Annotated in this window: 18 protein-coding genes; 11 read left to right on the forward strand and 7 right to left on the reverse strand. The window is 49.7% G+C overall.

The window, feature by feature from the left end; all coding sequences use genetic code 11:
* Positions 1-363 precede the first annotated feature (363 nt).
* The 5 genes from ACN0S4_RS11865 to ACN0S4_RS11885 all read left to right on the forward strand — a co-directional run bounded on the left by ACN0S4_RS11865 (position 364) and on the right by ACN0S4_RS11885 (position 5230).
* Positions 364-2799: a TonB-dependent receptor plug domain-containing protein gene (locus tag ACN0S4_RS11865; RefSeq protein WP_417657890.1), complete on the forward strand. Its 2436-nt coding sequence runs from the start codon at positions 364-366 to the stop codon at positions 2797-2799.
* A 201-nt stretch (positions 2800-3000) separates the two neighbouring features.
* The gene (locus ACN0S4_RS11870; protein WP_417657891.1) at positions 3001-3669 is read left to right on the forward strand and encodes a PspA/IM30 family protein; all 669 of its coding nucleotides are present in this window, start codon (positions 3001-3003) and stop codon (positions 3667-3669) included.
* 10 nt (positions 3670-3679) lie between these two features.
* Positions 3680-3991, forward strand: a complete 312-nt coding sequence (locus ACN0S4_RS11875; protein WP_169931629.1) for a hypothetical protein — start codon at positions 3680-3682, stop codon at positions 3989-3991.
* A 38-nt stretch (positions 3992-4029) separates the two neighbouring features.
* A complete protein-coding gene (locus tag ACN0S4_RS11880) occupies positions 4030-4455 on the forward strand; it encodes a copper chaperone PCu(A)C (RefSeq protein ID WP_417657892.1) in 426 nt (141 codons plus the stop codon).
* A 13-nt stretch (positions 4456-4468) separates the two neighbouring features.
* Positions 4469-5230 (forward strand): TIGR04219 family outer membrane beta-barrel protein, encoded by a 762-nt coding sequence (locus ACN0S4_RS11885; RefSeq protein ID WP_417657893.1) that lies wholly within the window; start codon positions 4469-4471, stop codon positions 5228-5230.
* A 20-nt stretch (positions 5231-5250) separates the two neighbouring features.
* Here ACN0S4_RS11885 and ACN0S4_RS11890 read toward each other — a convergent pair whose 3' ends face one another.
* From ACN0S4_RS11890 to ACN0S4_RS11910, 5 genes are all read right to left on the reverse strand, one after another.
* Complete coding sequence (locus tag ACN0S4_RS11890; RefSeq protein WP_417657894.1) at positions 5251-5742, reverse strand: DUF3299 domain-containing protein; 492 nt, start codon at positions 5740-5742, stop codon at positions 5251-5253.
* Entirely contained in the window at positions 5739-7010 is a 1272-nt protein-coding gene (locus ACN0S4_RS11895) for an ABC transporter permease (RefSeq protein WP_417657895.1), read from the reverse strand. Before ACN0S4_RS11895 ends, ACN0S4_RS11890 begins: the two co-directional genes overlap by 4 nt.
* The gene (locus tag ACN0S4_RS11900) at positions 7003-7719 is read right to left on the reverse strand and encodes an ABC transporter ATP-binding protein (protein ID WP_417657896.1); all 717 of its coding nucleotides are present in this window, start codon (positions 7717-7719) and stop codon (positions 7003-7005) included. The genes ACN0S4_RS11895 and ACN0S4_RS11900 overlap by 8 nt, the downstream gene beginning before the upstream one ends.
* Before the next feature lie 4 nt (positions 7720-7723).
* The gene (gene ppa / locus ACN0S4_RS11905; RefSeq protein ID WP_417657897.1) at positions 7724-8254 is read right to left on the reverse strand and encodes an inorganic diphosphatase; all 531 of its coding nucleotides are present in this window, start codon (positions 8252-8254) and stop codon (positions 7724-7726) included.
* Between the two features lie 71 nt (positions 8255-8325).
* Positions 8326-9300, reverse strand: coding sequence for a class 1 fructose-bisphosphatase (locus tag ACN0S4_RS11910; RefSeq protein WP_417657942.1), 975 nt, complete (start codon positions 9298-9300; stop codon positions 8326-8328).
* A 216-nt stretch (positions 9301-9516) separates the two neighbouring features.
* Here ACN0S4_RS11910 and mpl point away from each other — a divergent pair, with 216 nt between their 5' ends.
* Genes mpl through panP form a run of 6 tightly spaced genes read left to right on the forward strand, consistent with a single transcriptional unit; the run spans position 9517 to position 15629 of the window.
* Positions 9517-10863: a UDP-N-acetylmuramate:L-alanyl-gamma-D-glutamyl-meso-diaminopimelate ligase gene (mpl, locus tag ACN0S4_RS11915; RefSeq protein WP_417657898.1), complete on the forward strand. Its 1347-nt coding sequence runs from the start codon at positions 9517-9519 to the stop codon at positions 10861-10863.
* 5 nt (positions 10864-10868) lie between these two features.
* The gene (locus tag ACN0S4_RS11920; protein ID WP_417657899.1) at positions 10869-11480 is read left to right on the forward strand and encodes a flavin prenyltransferase UbiX; all 612 of its coding nucleotides are present in this window, start codon (positions 10869-10871) and stop codon (positions 11478-11480) included.
* A gap of 6 nt (positions 11481-11486) precedes the next feature.
* On the forward strand, positions 11487-12464 hold the full coding sequence (locus ACN0S4_RS11925) for an ABC transporter ATP-binding protein (RefSeq protein ID WP_417657900.1): 978 nt from the start codon (positions 11487-11489) through the stop codon (positions 12462-12464).
* A complete protein-coding gene (locus ACN0S4_RS11930) occupies positions 12461-13237 on the forward strand; it encodes an ABC transporter permease (protein WP_417657901.1) in 777 nt (258 codons plus the stop codon). Before ACN0S4_RS11925 ends, ACN0S4_RS11930 begins: the two co-directional genes overlap by 4 nt.
* Positions 13234-13938: a tRNA (guanine(46)-N(7))-methyltransferase TrmB gene (gene trmB, locus ACN0S4_RS11935; RefSeq protein WP_417657902.1), complete on the forward strand. Its 705-nt coding sequence runs from the start codon at positions 13234-13236 to the stop codon at positions 13936-13938. The genes ACN0S4_RS11930 and trmB overlap by 4 nt, the downstream gene beginning before the upstream one ends.
* Before the next feature lie 41 nt (positions 13939-13979).
* The gene (gene panP, locus ACN0S4_RS11940; protein WP_417657903.1) at positions 13980-15629 is read left to right on the forward strand and encodes a pyridoxal-dependent aspartate 1-decarboxylase PanP; all 1650 of its coding nucleotides are present in this window, start codon (positions 13980-13982) and stop codon (positions 15627-15629) included.
* Here the strand turns inward: panP and panC are convergent.
* Together panC and panB are read right to left on the reverse strand one after the other, a co-directional pair.
* A complete protein-coding gene (gene panC, locus ACN0S4_RS11945; RefSeq protein WP_417657904.1) occupies positions 15626-16462 on the reverse strand; it encodes a pantoate--beta-alanine ligase in 837 nt (278 codons plus the stop codon). The genes panP and panC overlap by 4 nt on opposite strands.
* Positions 16463-16480: 18 nt before the next feature.
* Positions 16481-17275: a 3-methyl-2-oxobutanoate hydroxymethyltransferase gene (gene panB, locus ACN0S4_RS11950; protein ID WP_417657905.1), complete on the reverse strand. Its 795-nt coding sequence runs from the start codon at positions 17273-17275 to the stop codon at positions 16481-16483.
* Between the last annotated feature and the right edge of the window lie 43 nt (positions 17276-17318).

The following is a 17318-nucleotide window of genomic DNA, read 5'->3' on the forward strand; positions in this document are numbered from 1 at the left end:
GACGTGAAACGCTTCAGCGCCGATGGTAGTGTGGGGTCTCCCCATGTGAGAGTAGGACACCGCCAGGCTTCAAATAACGAAACCCCCAGCATCACGCTGGGGGTTTTTTTGTGTGCGCTGCGCGCGCACAGTGAAAAGTGAACCGGGAACAGGGAATAGCAAACCTAAACACTAAAAAGATCTCTCTGTTTTGGCTTGGCCCTGTCTGTTCACTGTTCCCTATTCACTGTTCCCTGTTACCTGTTCACTATCCTTTCGTCTAATTCCATTCTGATCTAATTCAGTCCAAACTCTTGTATGTACTTTGTTAGCTGCGCGCTATGCTTGTTGTACTTACAATTCAGAAATAAGAGTGAGGATTATATGGATTACCGTACTCTCCCAGAATCGTTCCGCGGAACGCTACCTTTTGCGCTTGCGCCGCTCGCGCTCGCTACTACCTTGATATTACCTACAGCCGCATTGGCGCAGGATGCTGAAGCTGAGGTTGCCGCGGATGAACGTATTACCGTTATCGGTTCGCGCTTGAGTGTGAGAACTGCAACTGATGGTACTGCTCCGGTAGATATTATTTCGGGCGAACAATTAGCTGCTAGTGGTCTCACTGAGACCGCCCGAGCGCTCCAATATGCAGTGCCAAGTTTTAATTTCCCGTCATCGTCTATCACCGATGGCTCTGATGCGGTACGACCAGCATCATTACGCGGACTATCCCCCGACCACACGTTAGTGTTGATTAATGGTAAACGTCGTCACAGCAGTGCATTGGTGCACTTAAACGGTACGACGGGACGTGGTAGTTCAAATGTTGATTTGAATGCGATTCCTATTTCTGCCATCAAGCGTATCGAAGTACTGCGTGATGGTGCTGCGGCCCAATATGGCTCTGATGCCATTGCTGGTGTTATCAATATCGTTCTCAAAGATCAGTACGAAGGTGGCAGTGTCACCGTGAACGGCGGCCAAACTTTCGAGGGTGATGGTGAGCAATATAAAGTGCACGGCAATGTCGGTTTCGAATTGCCGAATGGCGGTAATTTCACGGTCGCAGCGGAGTTCCATAACAAGAACAAAACTAACCGTGCAGGGTTAGACCCGCGTCAGCAGTATCCGCTTGTGAATGGTGAACCTGATCCACGTGAAGACGAGTTTGATCGGCTAAGCCACCATGTTGGTGATGCAGAATTCGATAATACATCTGTATTTTTTAACGCCAACTTGCCCTTGAGCAAAGGTGAATTGTACGCGTTTGGTGGGGTCAGTGATCGCTCGTCACAGTCAGGCGCGTTTTATCGTCGCGCACTCGATAACCGTAATATTCTCGACGTGTATCCTGATGGCTTCCTGCCATTGCTGTCGCCAGAAACTTCAGATGTTTCCACTACCGGTGGGTATCGTTTCTCATTGGGTGAATGGCAGGTTGATGCCAGTGCTGGTATGGGTGTGAGTGAGTTCCAGTATCGTCTCGAGAATTCCATTAATGCTTCGTTTGGCCCCACCAGTCCAACTGAGTTTGATGCCGGTACACTGAAGCTCGAGGAAACCAATGCGTCGATCGATTTCTCTCGTTTCATCCCGTTTGCCAATAATTCAGATTTGGCCATCGCGGCGGGTATCAGTTATCGCGAGAACACTTACATCATTGAAGCAGGTGACCCCGCTTCCTATGAAGACGGTGGTTTCGATAACCGTCCAGCTGGCAGCCAAGGTTTTACTGGATTCAAGCCCGAATCTGAAGTCGACGAATCGCGCGACAACGTAGGATTCTATGCTGAGGTCGAGAACATGCTCACCACGAATTTCCAGTGGGGTGCAGCAGTTCGCTATGAAGATTATTCAGACTTCGGTAGCAATACCAGTTGGAAGGTTTCTGGACGTTACGATATTACCGATGAGCTAGCGGTTCGTGCGACAGCCAATACGGGTTTCCGTGCACCGAGTGTTCAGCAAATCTATTTCACCAATATTTCGACGCTATTTATCAACCGTGATGGTGAATTGGTTCCGGAACAGTCAGGTACATTTAATAACATCAGCCCGGTGGCTCAAGCGCTTGAACTAGGTAACTTGCAGGCCGAAGAATCACAGAGCTTTAGTATGGGCTTAGTCTGGAATGGTCTGGATGGTCTATCGTTAACCATTGACGCATTCCAGATTGCGGTCGATGATCGCATCATTCTATCGAGTTCATTAGTGCCAGGTGATTCACCAGCGGTTGCTGATGCATTGGCTGCGGCCGGTGCTGACAATGCGCGCTTCTTCATCAATGCCGTTGATACCACCACTCAGGGTGTCGATGTAGTACTGACCAAAGATTTCGATTGGGGTCGCAACGGTACACTCGGTGTACAAGCCGCTTATGGCTATAACAAAACCGAAATTGATGACGTCAATTTGCCCGCTATCTTAGATGGCTTGGAGAGTAAACTCTTTGATGGTGTTGAGCAAACACGGATGACGGAATCGGTTCCCCGGAACAGCGGTTCAGTTGCTTTCACGCATGACTTAGGTGATTTACAGACCCGCTTGGCATTCAACTACTTCGGCGATTATGTGTTGCAGAACAATTCAGGTTTGCGCACCACCTTTGGCGGTAAATGGATTACCGATTTATCCGCCCAATATCGCTACAATGATCAGTTGACGTTGAGTGCCGGTGTACAGAACTTGTTTGATGTGTATCCGGATGAGCAAGATCCATCGAACCAGTTCAATGGCATCTTTATCTATCCAAACACGAATGCGCCATTTGGTTTTAATGGTGGTTACTACTATGCAGAAGTGACTTACGCATTCTAAAAGTCGTCTAATTGACGAAATAGTATGAAAAGCCGCCAATCACTGGCGGCTTTTTTTATGCATGAAATCCGCTCGCCTCATCTCATAAATACAATAAAAACAATAGATTAAATTGAATTTTAAAACTTGGCACGGGAATTGAATAAGTATTATCGACAAGTGGCAACACATAACTTATTTGCAAAACAGAAGAGGTGAACAATGAGTATCTTCACACGTGCTAGCGATATCATCCAAGCGAACGTCAATGCATTGCTAGACAAAGCTGAGCAGCCTGAAAAAATGGTGCGCTTGATGATTCAAGAAATGGAAGAAGCAATTGTCGAGCTGCGTGGTTTAGCTGCACAGCAAATTGCTGAACAGAAACGCATCGATCGCGAGCGCGATAATTGCGAAAAATCAATCAGCCAATGGCAAGCAAAAGCTGAAAAGGCGCTTGATCATGACCGCGAAGATTTAGCGCGGGCAGCTCTGGAGCACAAACTGCAAGCAACTCAGCGTTTAGAGTCACTAGGTAAAGAAGCGGATAATGTAGCGAATCAACTCGCTCCATTGAGCGCAGACATTGAACGTTTGCAGGTCAAATTGACTGAAGCTCGTACCAAAGAACGCGAATTGCATAAACGTCTTGATTCGGTTGCGGTCAAATTGCGCTCGCAGCAAATTAAATCGGCTGATGCTATGAATACAGCCATGAGCCGCTATGAAAACTATGAGCGTCGAGTCGAAGAACTCGAAGCGAAGCTAGAAGCGTTTGATATCGGTTCATCGAATCCAAGTTTGGAGCAACAGTTCCGTGACTTAGAGCACTCTGAAACGATTGATACTGAACTGGCTGCTCTAAAAGCAAAATCAAGTAAGAAAGCCTAAGGAGAATTCCGTGAAAAGCTCACATAAAGTGTGGTGGATTGTCGCAGCGGTTATCGGTTTGATGCTTTTTGGTGATGAGATACTCGGTGCGATTGGTGCGGTGTTAGGTACTATTATCGGCATCGGTGTGACAGGTCTGGTTACCATTGCCGTTGCGGTCGCCGCGTTCGCTTTGGTGATTATGATTGGCGGTAGTATTGCTATCGCACTGATGGTCGCCGCAGGAGCGTTAGTGTTTGCTCTGTTTAGCTGGCTCTGGCCCTTTATATTGTTAGCAGCAATTATCTATGTAATGGTGCGCAAGCGTCCAAAACCTGTGTAATATAGGCCCTGTACACAACCAAATGTGGAGCAGGATCAATGAAACGATTTGGATGGATAGCAGCGATGTTGTGGTTAGCCTCTCCCTGGGCCCTCGCAGCAGATGTTGAAATCTCAAATGCATGGATAAAAGAGTCGATACCTGGCACCGAAAACGGTGCTGGGTATTTGACGTTAACTAATGTCGGAACTACCGCTATTACGCTCACTGGAGCGGCTACCGAAGCTGCTCGTGCTGCTGAAATTCATGAACATGTCATGAACGACGGCATGATGCGGATGCGTCGAGTGCCTGAATTGGCGATCGACGTCGGCGAGACCGTCATATTTCGTCCAGGTAGCTTTCACGTCATGATGTTTGGTGTCAAAGAGCCATTCCAAGTCGGCCAAGAAATTGGTCTCGAACTTATCTTCTCTGACGGCGATCGGAAAGCGGTCACTGCCGAAGTTAGAGCCATTGAATAACAGGAGCAAACATATGAAAAACGGACGATTGAAAACACTGCAATGGCTGGCTCCGCTAGCATTATTGACCGCAACAAGTGCACAGGCCGACACCATTTTTGGCGTGTACGCAGGTGGCCAATATTGGGATACGCAAACGTCAGGAGCCTTTGGTACGGAGCGCCAGCAACGAGCGTTCAGTTTTGATGACGATCAGCAAAGCAGTTATTACGTGGCAGTCGAGCATCCGATCCCGCTGGTTCCAAATGTAAAAGTTCGAGTGAATGATATCCAAGCTATGGGGAGCGTCACCTTAGAGCAAAATTATAGCTTTAACGGACAGACCTATATGGCCGGCTCGACAGTGACGGGTTTGGCCGATATATCGCACACCGACTTCACACTGTATTACGAATTTTTTGATAATGATTTGATCAGTTTTGATTTAGGTGCGACCGCTAAACGTGTCGACGGCGGGCTAGCGTTTCGTCAAAACACAAGTAATAACGAAGCAAACGGTGACACTTGGGTACCAACCCTATATTCGCAAGTTCGGGTCGGTATCCCGGCAACGGACCTAACACTATATGCGCTCGCGAACGCGGTCAGTATTGATGACAGCAGTATTCGTGATATTGAAGCCGGTATTGAATATCGGCTCATAGAGAATTTAGCAATCGATTTAAATTTGCAGCTTGGCTACCGAGACATGCAGATCGAACTCGATGACGTGGATGGCTTGTACTCTGATCTCTCGTTTAAAGGCCCATATCTCGGCCTCGAAATCCATTTCTAAGTGACTGCTGAGTTGACGCCCTAGTAATAGGGCGTCACTGTCACTGCATCCATGGTGTAACCCACCACTGCAATATCACCTTCTTTGCGTTCCACACTCAAAGTGCCTTCAACCCAAACCGCATCAAACGTATTTTCGTACGGAACGCCGTCTGGAAAGTCGACTTCGATGATTTGATTCGGTGGTGGCGGTGGCACATGAATGCAAGCGCCAAAATAGGGGACTAACAGGAATTGTGTAACCTTGGTCGCGTCGCCTTCCAACTGTACGACATACCCTGGAATTTTGACCTTTTTATTGTGCAGTGCTTCGACTACGGGTGCATCGAGCTCCGGCTGATTCGCTAACTCCGGATTGGCGTCATAAAATGCCTGACTGCGCACAGGTGGTGGCTTGTAACCCTCTGGAATAAGCTCTTTCCACGGTGTATTTACGTACTCTTCTGCCTGCACCATAGGGCTGCCAATTAAGAGGCTCGTCAAGGTGATTACAAGAACTGCAAAACGCTTCATAATTTTACCGTTAATCCATCTGCTAATGCGTTGCGATAAGCTCGCCACGCGGGAATGAAACTCATCAAAATGGCGGCGCCCAGAATAAGTCCTAAGTACAGCCACTCGGTGCTGCTTAACCAACTTGGGCTGACAACGAACCCTAAGGTTGCTTGGAACCAAGGTGCTGCAATCGCAAGCACTGTAAACAAGAGGCCGACGCCAACACTGACCCCAACCGCGGTCAATACCACCGCCTCACTGACCAACAAACCAAATAACGTGGCTGGTCCTGCGCCTAATGACCGTAAGACCGCCATTTCACGACGACGTTCACGTAAACTGGCGAGCAAAGTGGTGAGCATACCGAATAGTCCGGTAATGACCACCAACACAGAAATGATCAATAAAGCCCGTTCGAACAATTGCAGTGTTCGCCAGAACTCTTGTAGCGCAAGCCCGGGCATGATGGCAGTAAGTGGCTCACCCTGATAGGTATTGATATCACGTACTAATCGCAATGCCATGGGCTTGGACTCCAGTCCAATGAGCACCGCACTCAAGGTATAGACCGGCGGTTCTGCGTTGGCTGAAGCCGAATGCTCATGATCATGAGCATGTTCGTGCTCGTGCTCGTGTTCATCTGCCGCCGGCTGATATTCCCCATGCACCAGACCGAGTCCGGACAAAGGTATATAGACAGCTTGATCAATGGGCGTACCGGTTCGCGCTAAGACGCCTTGAATTTGGAACGGATGGTCATCGTGATCCGAGAAGCTCATGCCGCCACTACCATGCGACACCGTCATCGGGTCACCAACGTCGAGGCCAAGCTTGTCTGCAACATCAGCGCCAAGAACGGCTGTATCTAACACAGAGAAGGGAGAACCTGCGGCGAACTCAAGGTTTTGCTGCTGCCCGTACTGGAAGTGCTGAAACCAATCGGTATTGGTAGCGACAACAGGGAAACCACGCACACTATCACCCATCGCCATGGGAATAGTCCATGCCACTCCAGGTAACTGTTGTAGGTGCTGATAACTATTCCAACTGAGCGTGTTGGTGAGTGCGCCAATATGAAACACGCTGCTTAAGAGTAACTGGGTCGAGCCAGTGCGGGCGCCAACAATCAGGTCTGTGCCGCTAATGGTATTCGCGAAGTTCTGCTGCGCTTGCACTCGAACACGTTCAACACCCAGCAATAAAATGGTGCTGATAGCGATGGAGAAAACCGTTAACCATGCCGTGGTCCGGCGGTTCCAGAGGCTCGCGAGTGCTAATTTAAACATCGGCATCTCCCCGCTGAGCTGCTGTGTTGAGCTCACTTAGTTCAACAACCTGCGGGAACTGCGTGGCTAGGGTAGCGTCATGAGTCACGAACAATAAGGTACTACCTTGCTCAGCGCATTCTTGAAACAACAGGTTGATGAATTCGTTGCGATGACTTTCGTCGAGTGCTGAGGTGGGCTCATCGGCAATAATCAAAGCAGGAGCCCCCAGCAATGCTCGTGCAGCTGCCACCCGTTGCTGTTGACCAACGCTCAGTGTCTGCGCCGACTGCTGTTGTTGCGCGCGCGTTAAGCCCAAATGATTCAATAAGGTTGTCGCCGCTTCGGCAACGGTTTGTCCACGTTGTGCAATACGTTGCCGACGTGCTGGAGCAAACTGCACGGCGAGCTCAACGTTTTGTTGTGCCGATAGATAGGGGAGTAAATTAAATTGCTGAAAAATGTAGCCAATCTCATTAGCTCGGAGACGGTCGCGCTGACGTTGGCTTAGAGTGCCTAGATCATGATCCAACACCTTGATGTGCCCACTTGATGCCGAGTGAATCCCTGCAATCAAACTCAACAATGTTGATTTACCAGAGCCACTGGCGCCGCGCACTAGTACCCGTTCGCCTTTATTCACTGACCATTGTGGGATGGCCAGAACAGGCTGCTGCGCGCCAGGCCACGCAAAGGTTAACCCATCGATGGCAACGCAGCAGTCTGACATCGTTTTATTTCGCTTGTGCGCGGTCAAACGATGATTGGATTTCTTCTTTGGCGTCGTTGATATCGCCCCAGCCTTCAACTTTCACCCACTTGCCTTTTTCCAGCTCTTTGTAACGCTCGAAGAAGTGTGTGATTTGCGCTTTCAGCAACTCAGGGAGATCGTTCACATCTTTAATGTGGTCATACTCTTTCGTCAGGCTGCTTACTGGTACGCCAATCACTTTCGCGTCTTCGCCTTTTTCGTCGGTCATTTTCAATACGCCAACAGGACGAACGGTGATCACAGAACCAGCTTGTAATGGATAAGGCGTTGGAACCAATACGTCCACTGGGTCGCCATCGAGTGACAAGGTATCGTTTACATAGCCGTAGTTAGCTGGGTAAAACATTGGCGTCGACATAAAGCGATCAACCCACAATGCACCTGAGTCTTTGTCGACTTCATACTTGATGGGCGCTGCATTAGCAGGGATTTCGATGATCACGTTCACTTCGTCAGGCAGGTTTTTGCCTGCGGGTACCTTATTCAAGCTCATGATGGTTCCTGTTTATTAAACTTGGTAACTAATGAAATAAAAATTGGTCGCTATTATATCTCTGGAGCGCGCTATTGCGAACCCTTTAAGTATTGTAAGCAAGTGGTTACTTCGTCGCGAGAGCCCAAGATAACGCCACAACGCTGATGAATATCGGTTGGCTGAATATCGAGTATTCGCCCTTCGCCACAATCTGCCAGTCCGCCCGCTTGCTCCACCAACCATGCCATTGGATTACCCTCATACATTAAGCGTAACTTATAAGGCTTATTGGCTTTGCGACTATCCCATGGATAGCTAAAGAACCCACCGCGAGTTAACACTCGATGCACATCGGCAACCATTGCAGCAACCCAACGCATATTAAAGTCTTTCTCGCGCGGTCCTGCTTTGCCGAGCAACAAATCATCGATATAGCGACGCATTTCTGGCTGCCAATGTCTGTGATTCGACATGTTAATCGCAAACTCGGTGGTCGTTTCGGAAATAGTGACATCGGCTTCGGTCAGCAAAAATTCACCTACGGTTTGGTCGAGAGTGAACATTTTCACGCCTCTACCCGTGGTGAATACCAGCATGGTACGTGGGCCATACAAAATATAGCCTGCTGCCACTTGGTTTGAGCCGGGCTGTAGAAACATATCGACGTCGGCACCGGCCTCAGCGGGTGCCGGTAAGACTGAGAAAATAGTCCCGACCATCGAGTTGATATCTATATTGGAGCTGCCGTCGAGAGGATCGAATGCCACTAGGTAACGACCATCGAGAGTTCCACTGACAATACCTTCCTCTTCTTCAGAGGCAACTGCACGTACGTGCTTACACTCCAGCAAGATATCTTTCAGGAGTTGGTTGGCCAAAACGTCCAGTTTCTTTTGCGTTTCCCCTTGGATATTTTCATCTAAAGTGGAGCCAAGAACGCCGGCAAGCTTACCTTGACCGCAGCGGAAAGAGATTTCTTTGGCACAAATTTGCAGGGTATTGATGACAGAAATTAAGGCTTCGTCAACCTGGTCGTTGCGCAGTGTCGGAATTAGGCGCTGCATATAACCCTCATGCTTACGTTCTGAAATGGATGACCACGACGGCGTGTTCATGTTTGGGTATTCGAAAAACGCGCGTAAGTTTACCGCAATTTTCAGCAAAATGCCTGTCCTGAATCTTACGGAATTCAGACTGCATGCTACACTAAGGCAATTTTTCAGCGCTCTGGATTCCTAATGGCAGCGCAATAGGCCTCGTAGAAGGATTTTTGACTCACCATGCATATTCATATTCTTGGCATTTGCGGCACTTTTATGGGTGGTATCGCAGCATTGGCAAAAGCATCCGGGCACCATGTGACGGGTAGTGATGCGCAAGTGTATCCACCGATGAGCGACCAACTGCGCAGCTTAGGCATTGAACTCTATGAGGGCTATGACGCCGAGCAGTTTAAGCCGCGCCCCGATTTGGTGATTGTTGGCAATGCCTTGAGTCGTGGCAATGCGGCGGTGGAAGCGATGCTCAACCAGCGCATTCCATACGTTTCCGGCGCGCAGTGGTTGCATGACGAAATCTTGCAACATAAATGGGTGCTAGCGGTAGCCGGAACACACGGCAAAACCACCACGTCCAGCATGCTCGCTTGGCTATTGGAATATGCGGGCCTTGAGCCAAGTTTTATTATTGGCGGCGTGCTGCCTAACTTTAATGCGTCGGCACGGCTGACTACGAGTAACTTTTTTGTCATTGAGGCCGATGAATACGACACCGCCTTTTTCGACAAACGCTCTAAGTTTGTGCACTACTGCCCGTCTACGTTGATCTTGAACAACCTTGAGTATGATCACGCGGATATCTTTCCAGACCTCGCGGCCATTCAAAAGCAATTCCATCATTTGTTGCGCATCGTCCCCGGCTATGGGCAAGTGCTGGTGCCGAAACAGGATCAAGCCATCAGCGACGTGCTGAAAATGGGCTGTTGGAGTGACTTGGCGACGGTAGGGGAACAGGGTGACTGGTCGGCGCAACTCATTCATGCGGACGGCAGCGCCTTCGATGTGCTGTACCAAGGGCAAGTGCAGGGACGAGTAAACTGGTCATTGATTGGTTTGCATAATGTGAACAACGCCTTGATGGCGATTGCTGCTTCACACCATGTTGGCGTACCATGCGCGACAGCTTGTGTCGGGCTCAGTGCCTTTCAAACACCGAAACGACGTCTCGAAGTAAAAGGATGTGTGAATCAAATCACCGTTTATGATGATTTTGCTCATCATCCAACTGCTATTGCTACTACCCTCGATGGGTTGCGAAGAAAAGTCGGTACGGCTCGTATTGTAGCGGTATTGGAACCGCGCTCGAATACGATGAAACTCGGTGTCCACAAAGATACCCTCGCAGACTCGCTAGGGGCGGCAGATGCAGTCCTGGTTCTGCAGCCTGACGGCAGCTCGTGGCAATTTGGTCAGGCCGTTCCGCAGGCTTTTGTGGGACACTCGGTGGATGAACTTCTCGAAGAACTCGCGCGTATCCTGCAACCACATGATCATGTCTTGCTGATGAGTAACGGTGGTTTTGGTAATATTCACCAACGGTTACTTGAGCAACTTCAACTACAGGAATAACCATCATGGCAGCCATAACTGTCGCAGTAACCGGCGCATCCGGTGCGCCTTATGCGGTGCGACTTATCGAGTGCTTATTGGCGCAACAACAGGAAGTGCATGTATTGATGTCGAGCGCGGCGCGCGTAGTCTTCGCTACCGAGATTAATTGGCAGCTACCGGCAGCTCCAGCGGCACAAGCTCAAGCGATGCGTGAGCACTTTCAGGTCAGTGCCGAACAACTACACGTGTATGGCAAAGAAGAGTGGTTTTCACCGGTCGCATCTGGTTCTGCGGCGCCCAAAAGAATGGTCGTTTGCCCCTGTTCCACTGGCACACTGTCAGCGATTGCCAGTGGTGCTAGTGATAATTTGATTGAGCGTGCAGCTGACGTGATTCTGAAAGAACGCGGACAACTCATTTTAGTACCAAGAGAAATGCCGCTCTCCGCCATTCACCTTGAGAACATGTTAAAATTGGCGCGATTAGGCGTCACCATCATGCCAGCGGCTCCTGGTTTTTATCATCAACCGCAAAGTATTGCCGATTTAGTTGATTTTGTCGTGGCGCGCGTGCTCGACCATTTAGGTCTGGAGCAAACAATTCAGCCCCGTTGGGGCTACGGAAAGGAGCAGTAAGCACACATGAAAGCATTATCGATTCGTGGGTTGCGGAAAACCTACAAAGGTGGCTTTGAAGCGCTGAAAGGTATCGACCTTGACGTGAACGAAGGCGACTTTTTTGCATTACTCGGACCCAATGGCGCAGGGAAGTCGACCACTATTGGTGTCATCGCATCGCTGGTGAACAAAACTGCCGGCAGTGTAAGCGTATTTGGCTATGACTTGGATACGCAGTTGGTCGATCTCAAACGTCAAATTGGTCTAGTGCCACAAGAGTTTAATTTCAATCAGTTTGAAACGGTCCGCCAAATTGTGGTGAACCAAGCCGGGTATTACGGTGTAGCGCGTTCGGTCGCGATGGAGCGTTCAGAAAAGTACCTCAAGCAATTAGGCTTGTGGGATAAGCGCAATTCAGCGGCACGCATGTTGTCTGGCGGTATGAAACGTCGCTTAATGATTGCCCGCGCACTGCTACATGAACCAAAGTTATTGATTTTAGATGAGCCGACTGCAGGTGTTGATATCGAGTTACGCCGCAGCATGTGGGACTACCTCGAGCAGATAAACAAGCAGGGTATCACCATCATTTTGACGACACACTATCTGGAAGAAGCAGAAACCTTGTGCCGCAACATCGCCATTATTGATTCGGGTGAGATTGTCGAAAACACTTCGATTAAACGATTACTCGCGACGCTGAACATGGAAACGTTCGTGCTGGATCTTGAATTCGACGGTATCAAGGTTGAAGACATCACCCTAGACGGCTTCAACCATAAGGTCACGGACGAACACACTATTGAAGTGGATGTTGAGAAGAGCCAAGGCTTGAATAAAGTCTTTGAGCAGCTATCAGCGCAGCAAGTGAAAGTAATGTCGATGCGCAACAAGGCCAATCGACTCGAGGAACTGTTCGTGAAGATGGTGGAGAAAGGACGCGAAACGACAGCAGCAAATACGGCAGCGAAAAAAGCAGCACAAGCAGGAGCGGCATCATGAGCAGTGGCTACAACTACACCGCGTTAAAAACCATTTGGATTAAAGAGTGCACTCGGTTCCTCCGTATTTGGGTGCAAACCCTCGTGCCTCCTGCAATTACCATGACGCTGTACTTCGTGATTTTCGGTAGCATTGTGGGTGAGCGCATTGGCGAAATGGGTGGTCGGCCGTACATGGAATTCATCGTGCCTGGTTTGATTATGATGTCTATTATCACCAACTCCTATTCCAATGTGGCTTCGTCGTTCTTTAGCGCCAAATTTCAGCGCAACATCGAAGAAATGTTGGTCGCGCCAGTGTCGACTTCGGTCATTATTGTTGGTTATGTCGGTGGTGGGTTGGCGCGTGCATTAATCGTTGCCGTGATCGTGACTTTGGTCTCGTTCTTGTTTGTCGAGAACGTGCAAATCCATCATGCGGGCATTTTGCTACTGACGGTTATCCTGACCTCTACGTTGTTCTCATTGGGTGGTCTGGTGAACGCTGTGTTTGCCAAAACTTTTGATGATATTTCGATTGTACCGACCTTTGTCCTGACACCTCTAACCTATTTGGGTGGGGTATTCTTCAGCATTGGCTTGCTGCCGGGAATTTGGGAGAGCGTTGCTCAGTTCAACCCCGTGTTGTACATGGTGAATGCGTTTCGTTATGGCTTCCTCGGTATTTCTGACGTCAACATTACTTTAGCGATGGGCGTCATCGTTGGGTTTAACGTACTGTTCTTCGTGACCGCGTATACATTATTGCAGCGTGGTACGGGAATTCGCTCGTGAATGTTGAGTCTCGAGCGGTAACGACCAATCAAAATGGCAACCATGAGGACCTCACCACTATTGTGATGCGGCACCTCCGGTCGCCATTTCGGAAGCCCATTCAGGAGCACAATCGAGAAGCGTTCGCGCAAGTTCAGAAGCTGGTTGCAGACTGGACGGGGCCCATTATTCTCGACTCCTGCTGTGGCGTTGGCGAGAGTACGGCATGGTTAGCCGAGCAATATCCGGATGCGCTGGTTATTGGGGTCGACAAGTCATCCCATCGGCTGGCGCGTCATGCGCATTATGAAACCGCTGGGGCTGGGCAACAGTACGTTTTAGTGCGTGCTGATTTAAATGATTTTTGGCGCTTGGCTGTAGAAGCCAACTGGCAGTTGCATAAGCACTATATTCTGTACCCGAATCCGTGGCCAAAAGCGGCGCACCTGTCACGGCGCTGGCATGGCAGCCCAGTCTGGCCTTATGTCATTGCGCTCGGTGGTGAGCTGGTAATGCGCTCAAATTGGAGCATTTACTTAACTGAAGTGGCGAGTAGTTTAGCTATTGTTAACTGCGCCGCGGCGGTGCAGCCGTTGTTACTAACGCATCAACCGATCACGCCGTTTGAGCGTAAATACCAACGCAGTAAACAACTGCTATGGGAATTACGCGCACATTTGCCGGAAGATGGTCGCTATTTTCCTGCAATCGAGGCAGAATAGTCGGCTCGATTGATGGCACCGAACCACATAAGGAATATGGCTTGAGCGATCCAGTTTTTGCTGAAGTGAGTCAAGAAGCGCTACTGAAAATCTTCACGATTCCAGAGGCGCCTGATTCTACTTTGGGGAAAATCGAAAAGCATTTGTCTGAGAATCTCATGGGATTCTTGGGTGAGCATATTGTTGCCCGCGAGAAGCCGTTGCATGAAATCGAGCAGAGCTTTTGCGCCAGTCAGGTGCCGGAAGACCCTCGCTATGTTTCTGATCATACCGAATTCTTGTTAAATAACCTCGTTGCGCATTCGGTCCATACGTCCTCGCCTCGCTTTATTGGACACATGACATCGGCCTTGCCGTACTTCCTCATGCCATTGGCCAAACTGATGGTTGGTCTCAATCAGAACCTCGTTAAAATTGAGACGTCAAAAGCGTTTACACCGCTCGAGCGGAACGTGCTAGGGATGTTGCATCACTTGGTGTACCAACGCGATGACGCCTTTTATCAACGATGGATGCACAGTGCACAGCACTCATTGGGTGCAATGTGTTCAGGTGGTACCGTGGCCAACATCACAGCGTTGTGGGTGGCTCGCAACTTGCTACTCAAGCCTGATGCCAACTTTGCTGGCATTGCTAACGAGGGGTTAGCGGCTGGTTTGGCGCATTATGGTTACAAGCGTTTAACGGTGATGGTGTCTGAGCGTGGTCACTATTCACTGGCCAAGGCTGCAGACGTGTTGGGTATAGGACGTAAGAATTTAGTCGCGATTCCAACCGATGAGCATAACCGCATTCGTATTGATAAGTTGCGTGAAGCCTGTGAGCGAGTCGCTGCGGACGGCGGTCGTGTTCTTGCCATTATTGGTGTGGGCGGCGCAACCGAAACTGGGCATATCGACCCACTACCAGAGCTGGCGGACTACGCTGAAGAAATTGGCGCTCACTTTCATGTCGATGCCGCATGGGGTGGGGCAACTTTGATGTCATCCACCCATCGTGATTTGTTGGCCGGAGTCGAGCGCGCCGATACGGTAACCATTGATGCCCATAAGCAAATGTATGTGCCGATGGGTGCTGGTATGGTGTTGTTCCGTGACCCGAGCATGGTACGCGCAATCGAACACCATGCTGAGTATGTGATTCGCCATGGTTCTAAAGATCTGGGTGCTCACACTATGGAAGGTTCTCGTCCAGGTATGGCGATGCTGGTTTATTCAGCGTTACATGTGATGGGCCGACGTGGTTATGAATTACTGATTGATCAGAGTATCGATAAAGCTAAACATTTTGCCGAACTGATTCGTCAGCAACCTGATTTTGAGGTCATTACTGACCCCAAACTATGCATTTTGACCTATCGTTTTGTGCCCGCACGAATGCGCCAAGCGATTCAAGCGGCTACGCCAGAGCAAATTCGCCGTATTACCCCGCATTTAAACGCGCTAACGCGGTTTATCCAGAAACGCCAACGGGAGACGGGTAACTCATTCGTATCGCGTACGAAGTTATTACCGGCACATTATCATCGGGAGCCAACCGTGGTGTTCCGTGTGGTTCTGGCAAATCCGTTGACGACCACCGAGATGCTCGAAGAAATACTGCAAGAGCAAAGAGACATTGCGTCGCAAGCCATGAGCTTGCGCGCTGCTTTGTTTACCGAGATGCGGGAACTCGGCCTGATTCGCGACTAACGGTCAAACGCGAGGTTGTCGATCAGGCGTGTCTTGCCTAAGAATGCAGCAACTAACATCACCAATTCACGGTCAGCAGGCTGCGGACGTTGTAAATCTGAACTCCGGCGCACTTCCACATAGTCAATGCGTAACCCTTGCTGCGACAAGATTTTTCGAGCTTGCTGTTCCGCTACTTCAATAGCCAGACCTTGCTGAATTGCCGCGGCAGTTTGTTGGAGTGTTTGATAGATAATCGGTGCTTGCGCACGCTCCGATTCGGACAAATAACCGTTACGTGAACTTAAGGCTAGACCATCGTCGGCACGCTCGGTTGGCATGCCCAGTATTGTAACTGGCAAGCTCAGGTCCGCAGTCATTAATCGAATGACTTGGAGCTGTTGAAAGTCTTTCTCGCCAAAAATAGCGACGTCAGGTTGCACCATATTAAATAGTTTGGCCACGATGGTCGCTACGCCACGAAAGTGTCCAGGGCGACTGGCGCCGCAGAGTATATCTGAAATACCGGGTACTTCGATGGTCGTCTGTTCCGCTAAACCTCGCGGATACACATCCGCAACCGTGGGAGCAAAGACAGCCGCCGCACCGCGTTCAATTAGTGCAGCACAATCAGCATCAAAGGTACGCGGATAGGCGTCCAGGTCTTCATTTTTGCCAAACTGCATGGGGTTCACGAAAATACTGACCACAACGTGATCGGCTTGTTGCTGAGCCATATCGACTAGCTTTAAGTGACCTTCGTGCAAATTTCCCATGGTAGGAACTAATGCAACGGAGCCCTCAAGGAGGCTGCGCCAAGCACGGAGTTCGTCGAGACTTTTCAGAACCTGCATGAATGAATGTCCGCTTGATTATGAGAACGTATGTTCTGGGCCAGGAAAGGTACCTGTCTTCACTTCGTCAATGTAGAGACGAACGGCAGCTTCCAATGAGCCGGATTCGGCAAGGAAGTTTTTGACGAATTTCGGTAGGTAGTCACTGTTCATCCCGAGCATGTCGTGCATGACGAGAATCTGTCCATCACAGTCTTTACCTGCGCCAATACCAATAACTGGAATATGTAGCTTCGTGCTAATCAAATCGGCTAGTTCGCTGGGCACACATTCTAAAACCAACAATTGTGCACCGGCCTCTTGCAGGGCGAGCGCATGCCGAACTGTTTGTTCTGCGGCCGATTGGTCTCGACCTTGTACCTTATAACCACCCAGTACATTCACCGATTGCGGCAGTAATCCTAAGTGTGCGCAGACCGGTACGCCACGCTCAACCAAGCCTCGAATAGTTTCTATTAACCACTCGCCACCTTCAAGCTTGACCATATTCGCGCCAGCACGCATCAGCTCAGCGGCTTCGGTGTAGGCTTGCGCAGGAGTGCTATAGGACATGAATGGCATGTCGGCGATTACGAATGCATTTGGTGCGCCATTGCGCACACAGCGCGTATGGTAGGCCACATCGGCAACGGTTACTGGCAGGGTGGAGCTGGCGCCTTGAATCACATTACCGAGTGAGTCACCCACTAACATGAAGTCCATACCACAGCTGTCAAATAGCTTAGCGAAGCTAGAGTCGTAGGCGGTGATCGAGACGATTTTGTCGCCGTTTGCTTTCATTTTATTGAGGGTAGCAATGGTCGTCGCGGCCATAAATGACTCCTGCAGTGTGTCATGTGTCCTGATTGAACGCCGA

Source organism: Pseudidiomarina aestuarii (assembly GCF_048263735.1).
GTDB classification, from domain to species: domain Bacteria; phylum Pseudomonadota; class Gammaproteobacteria; order Enterobacterales; family Alteromonadaceae; genus Pseudidiomarina; species Pseudidiomarina aestuarii_B.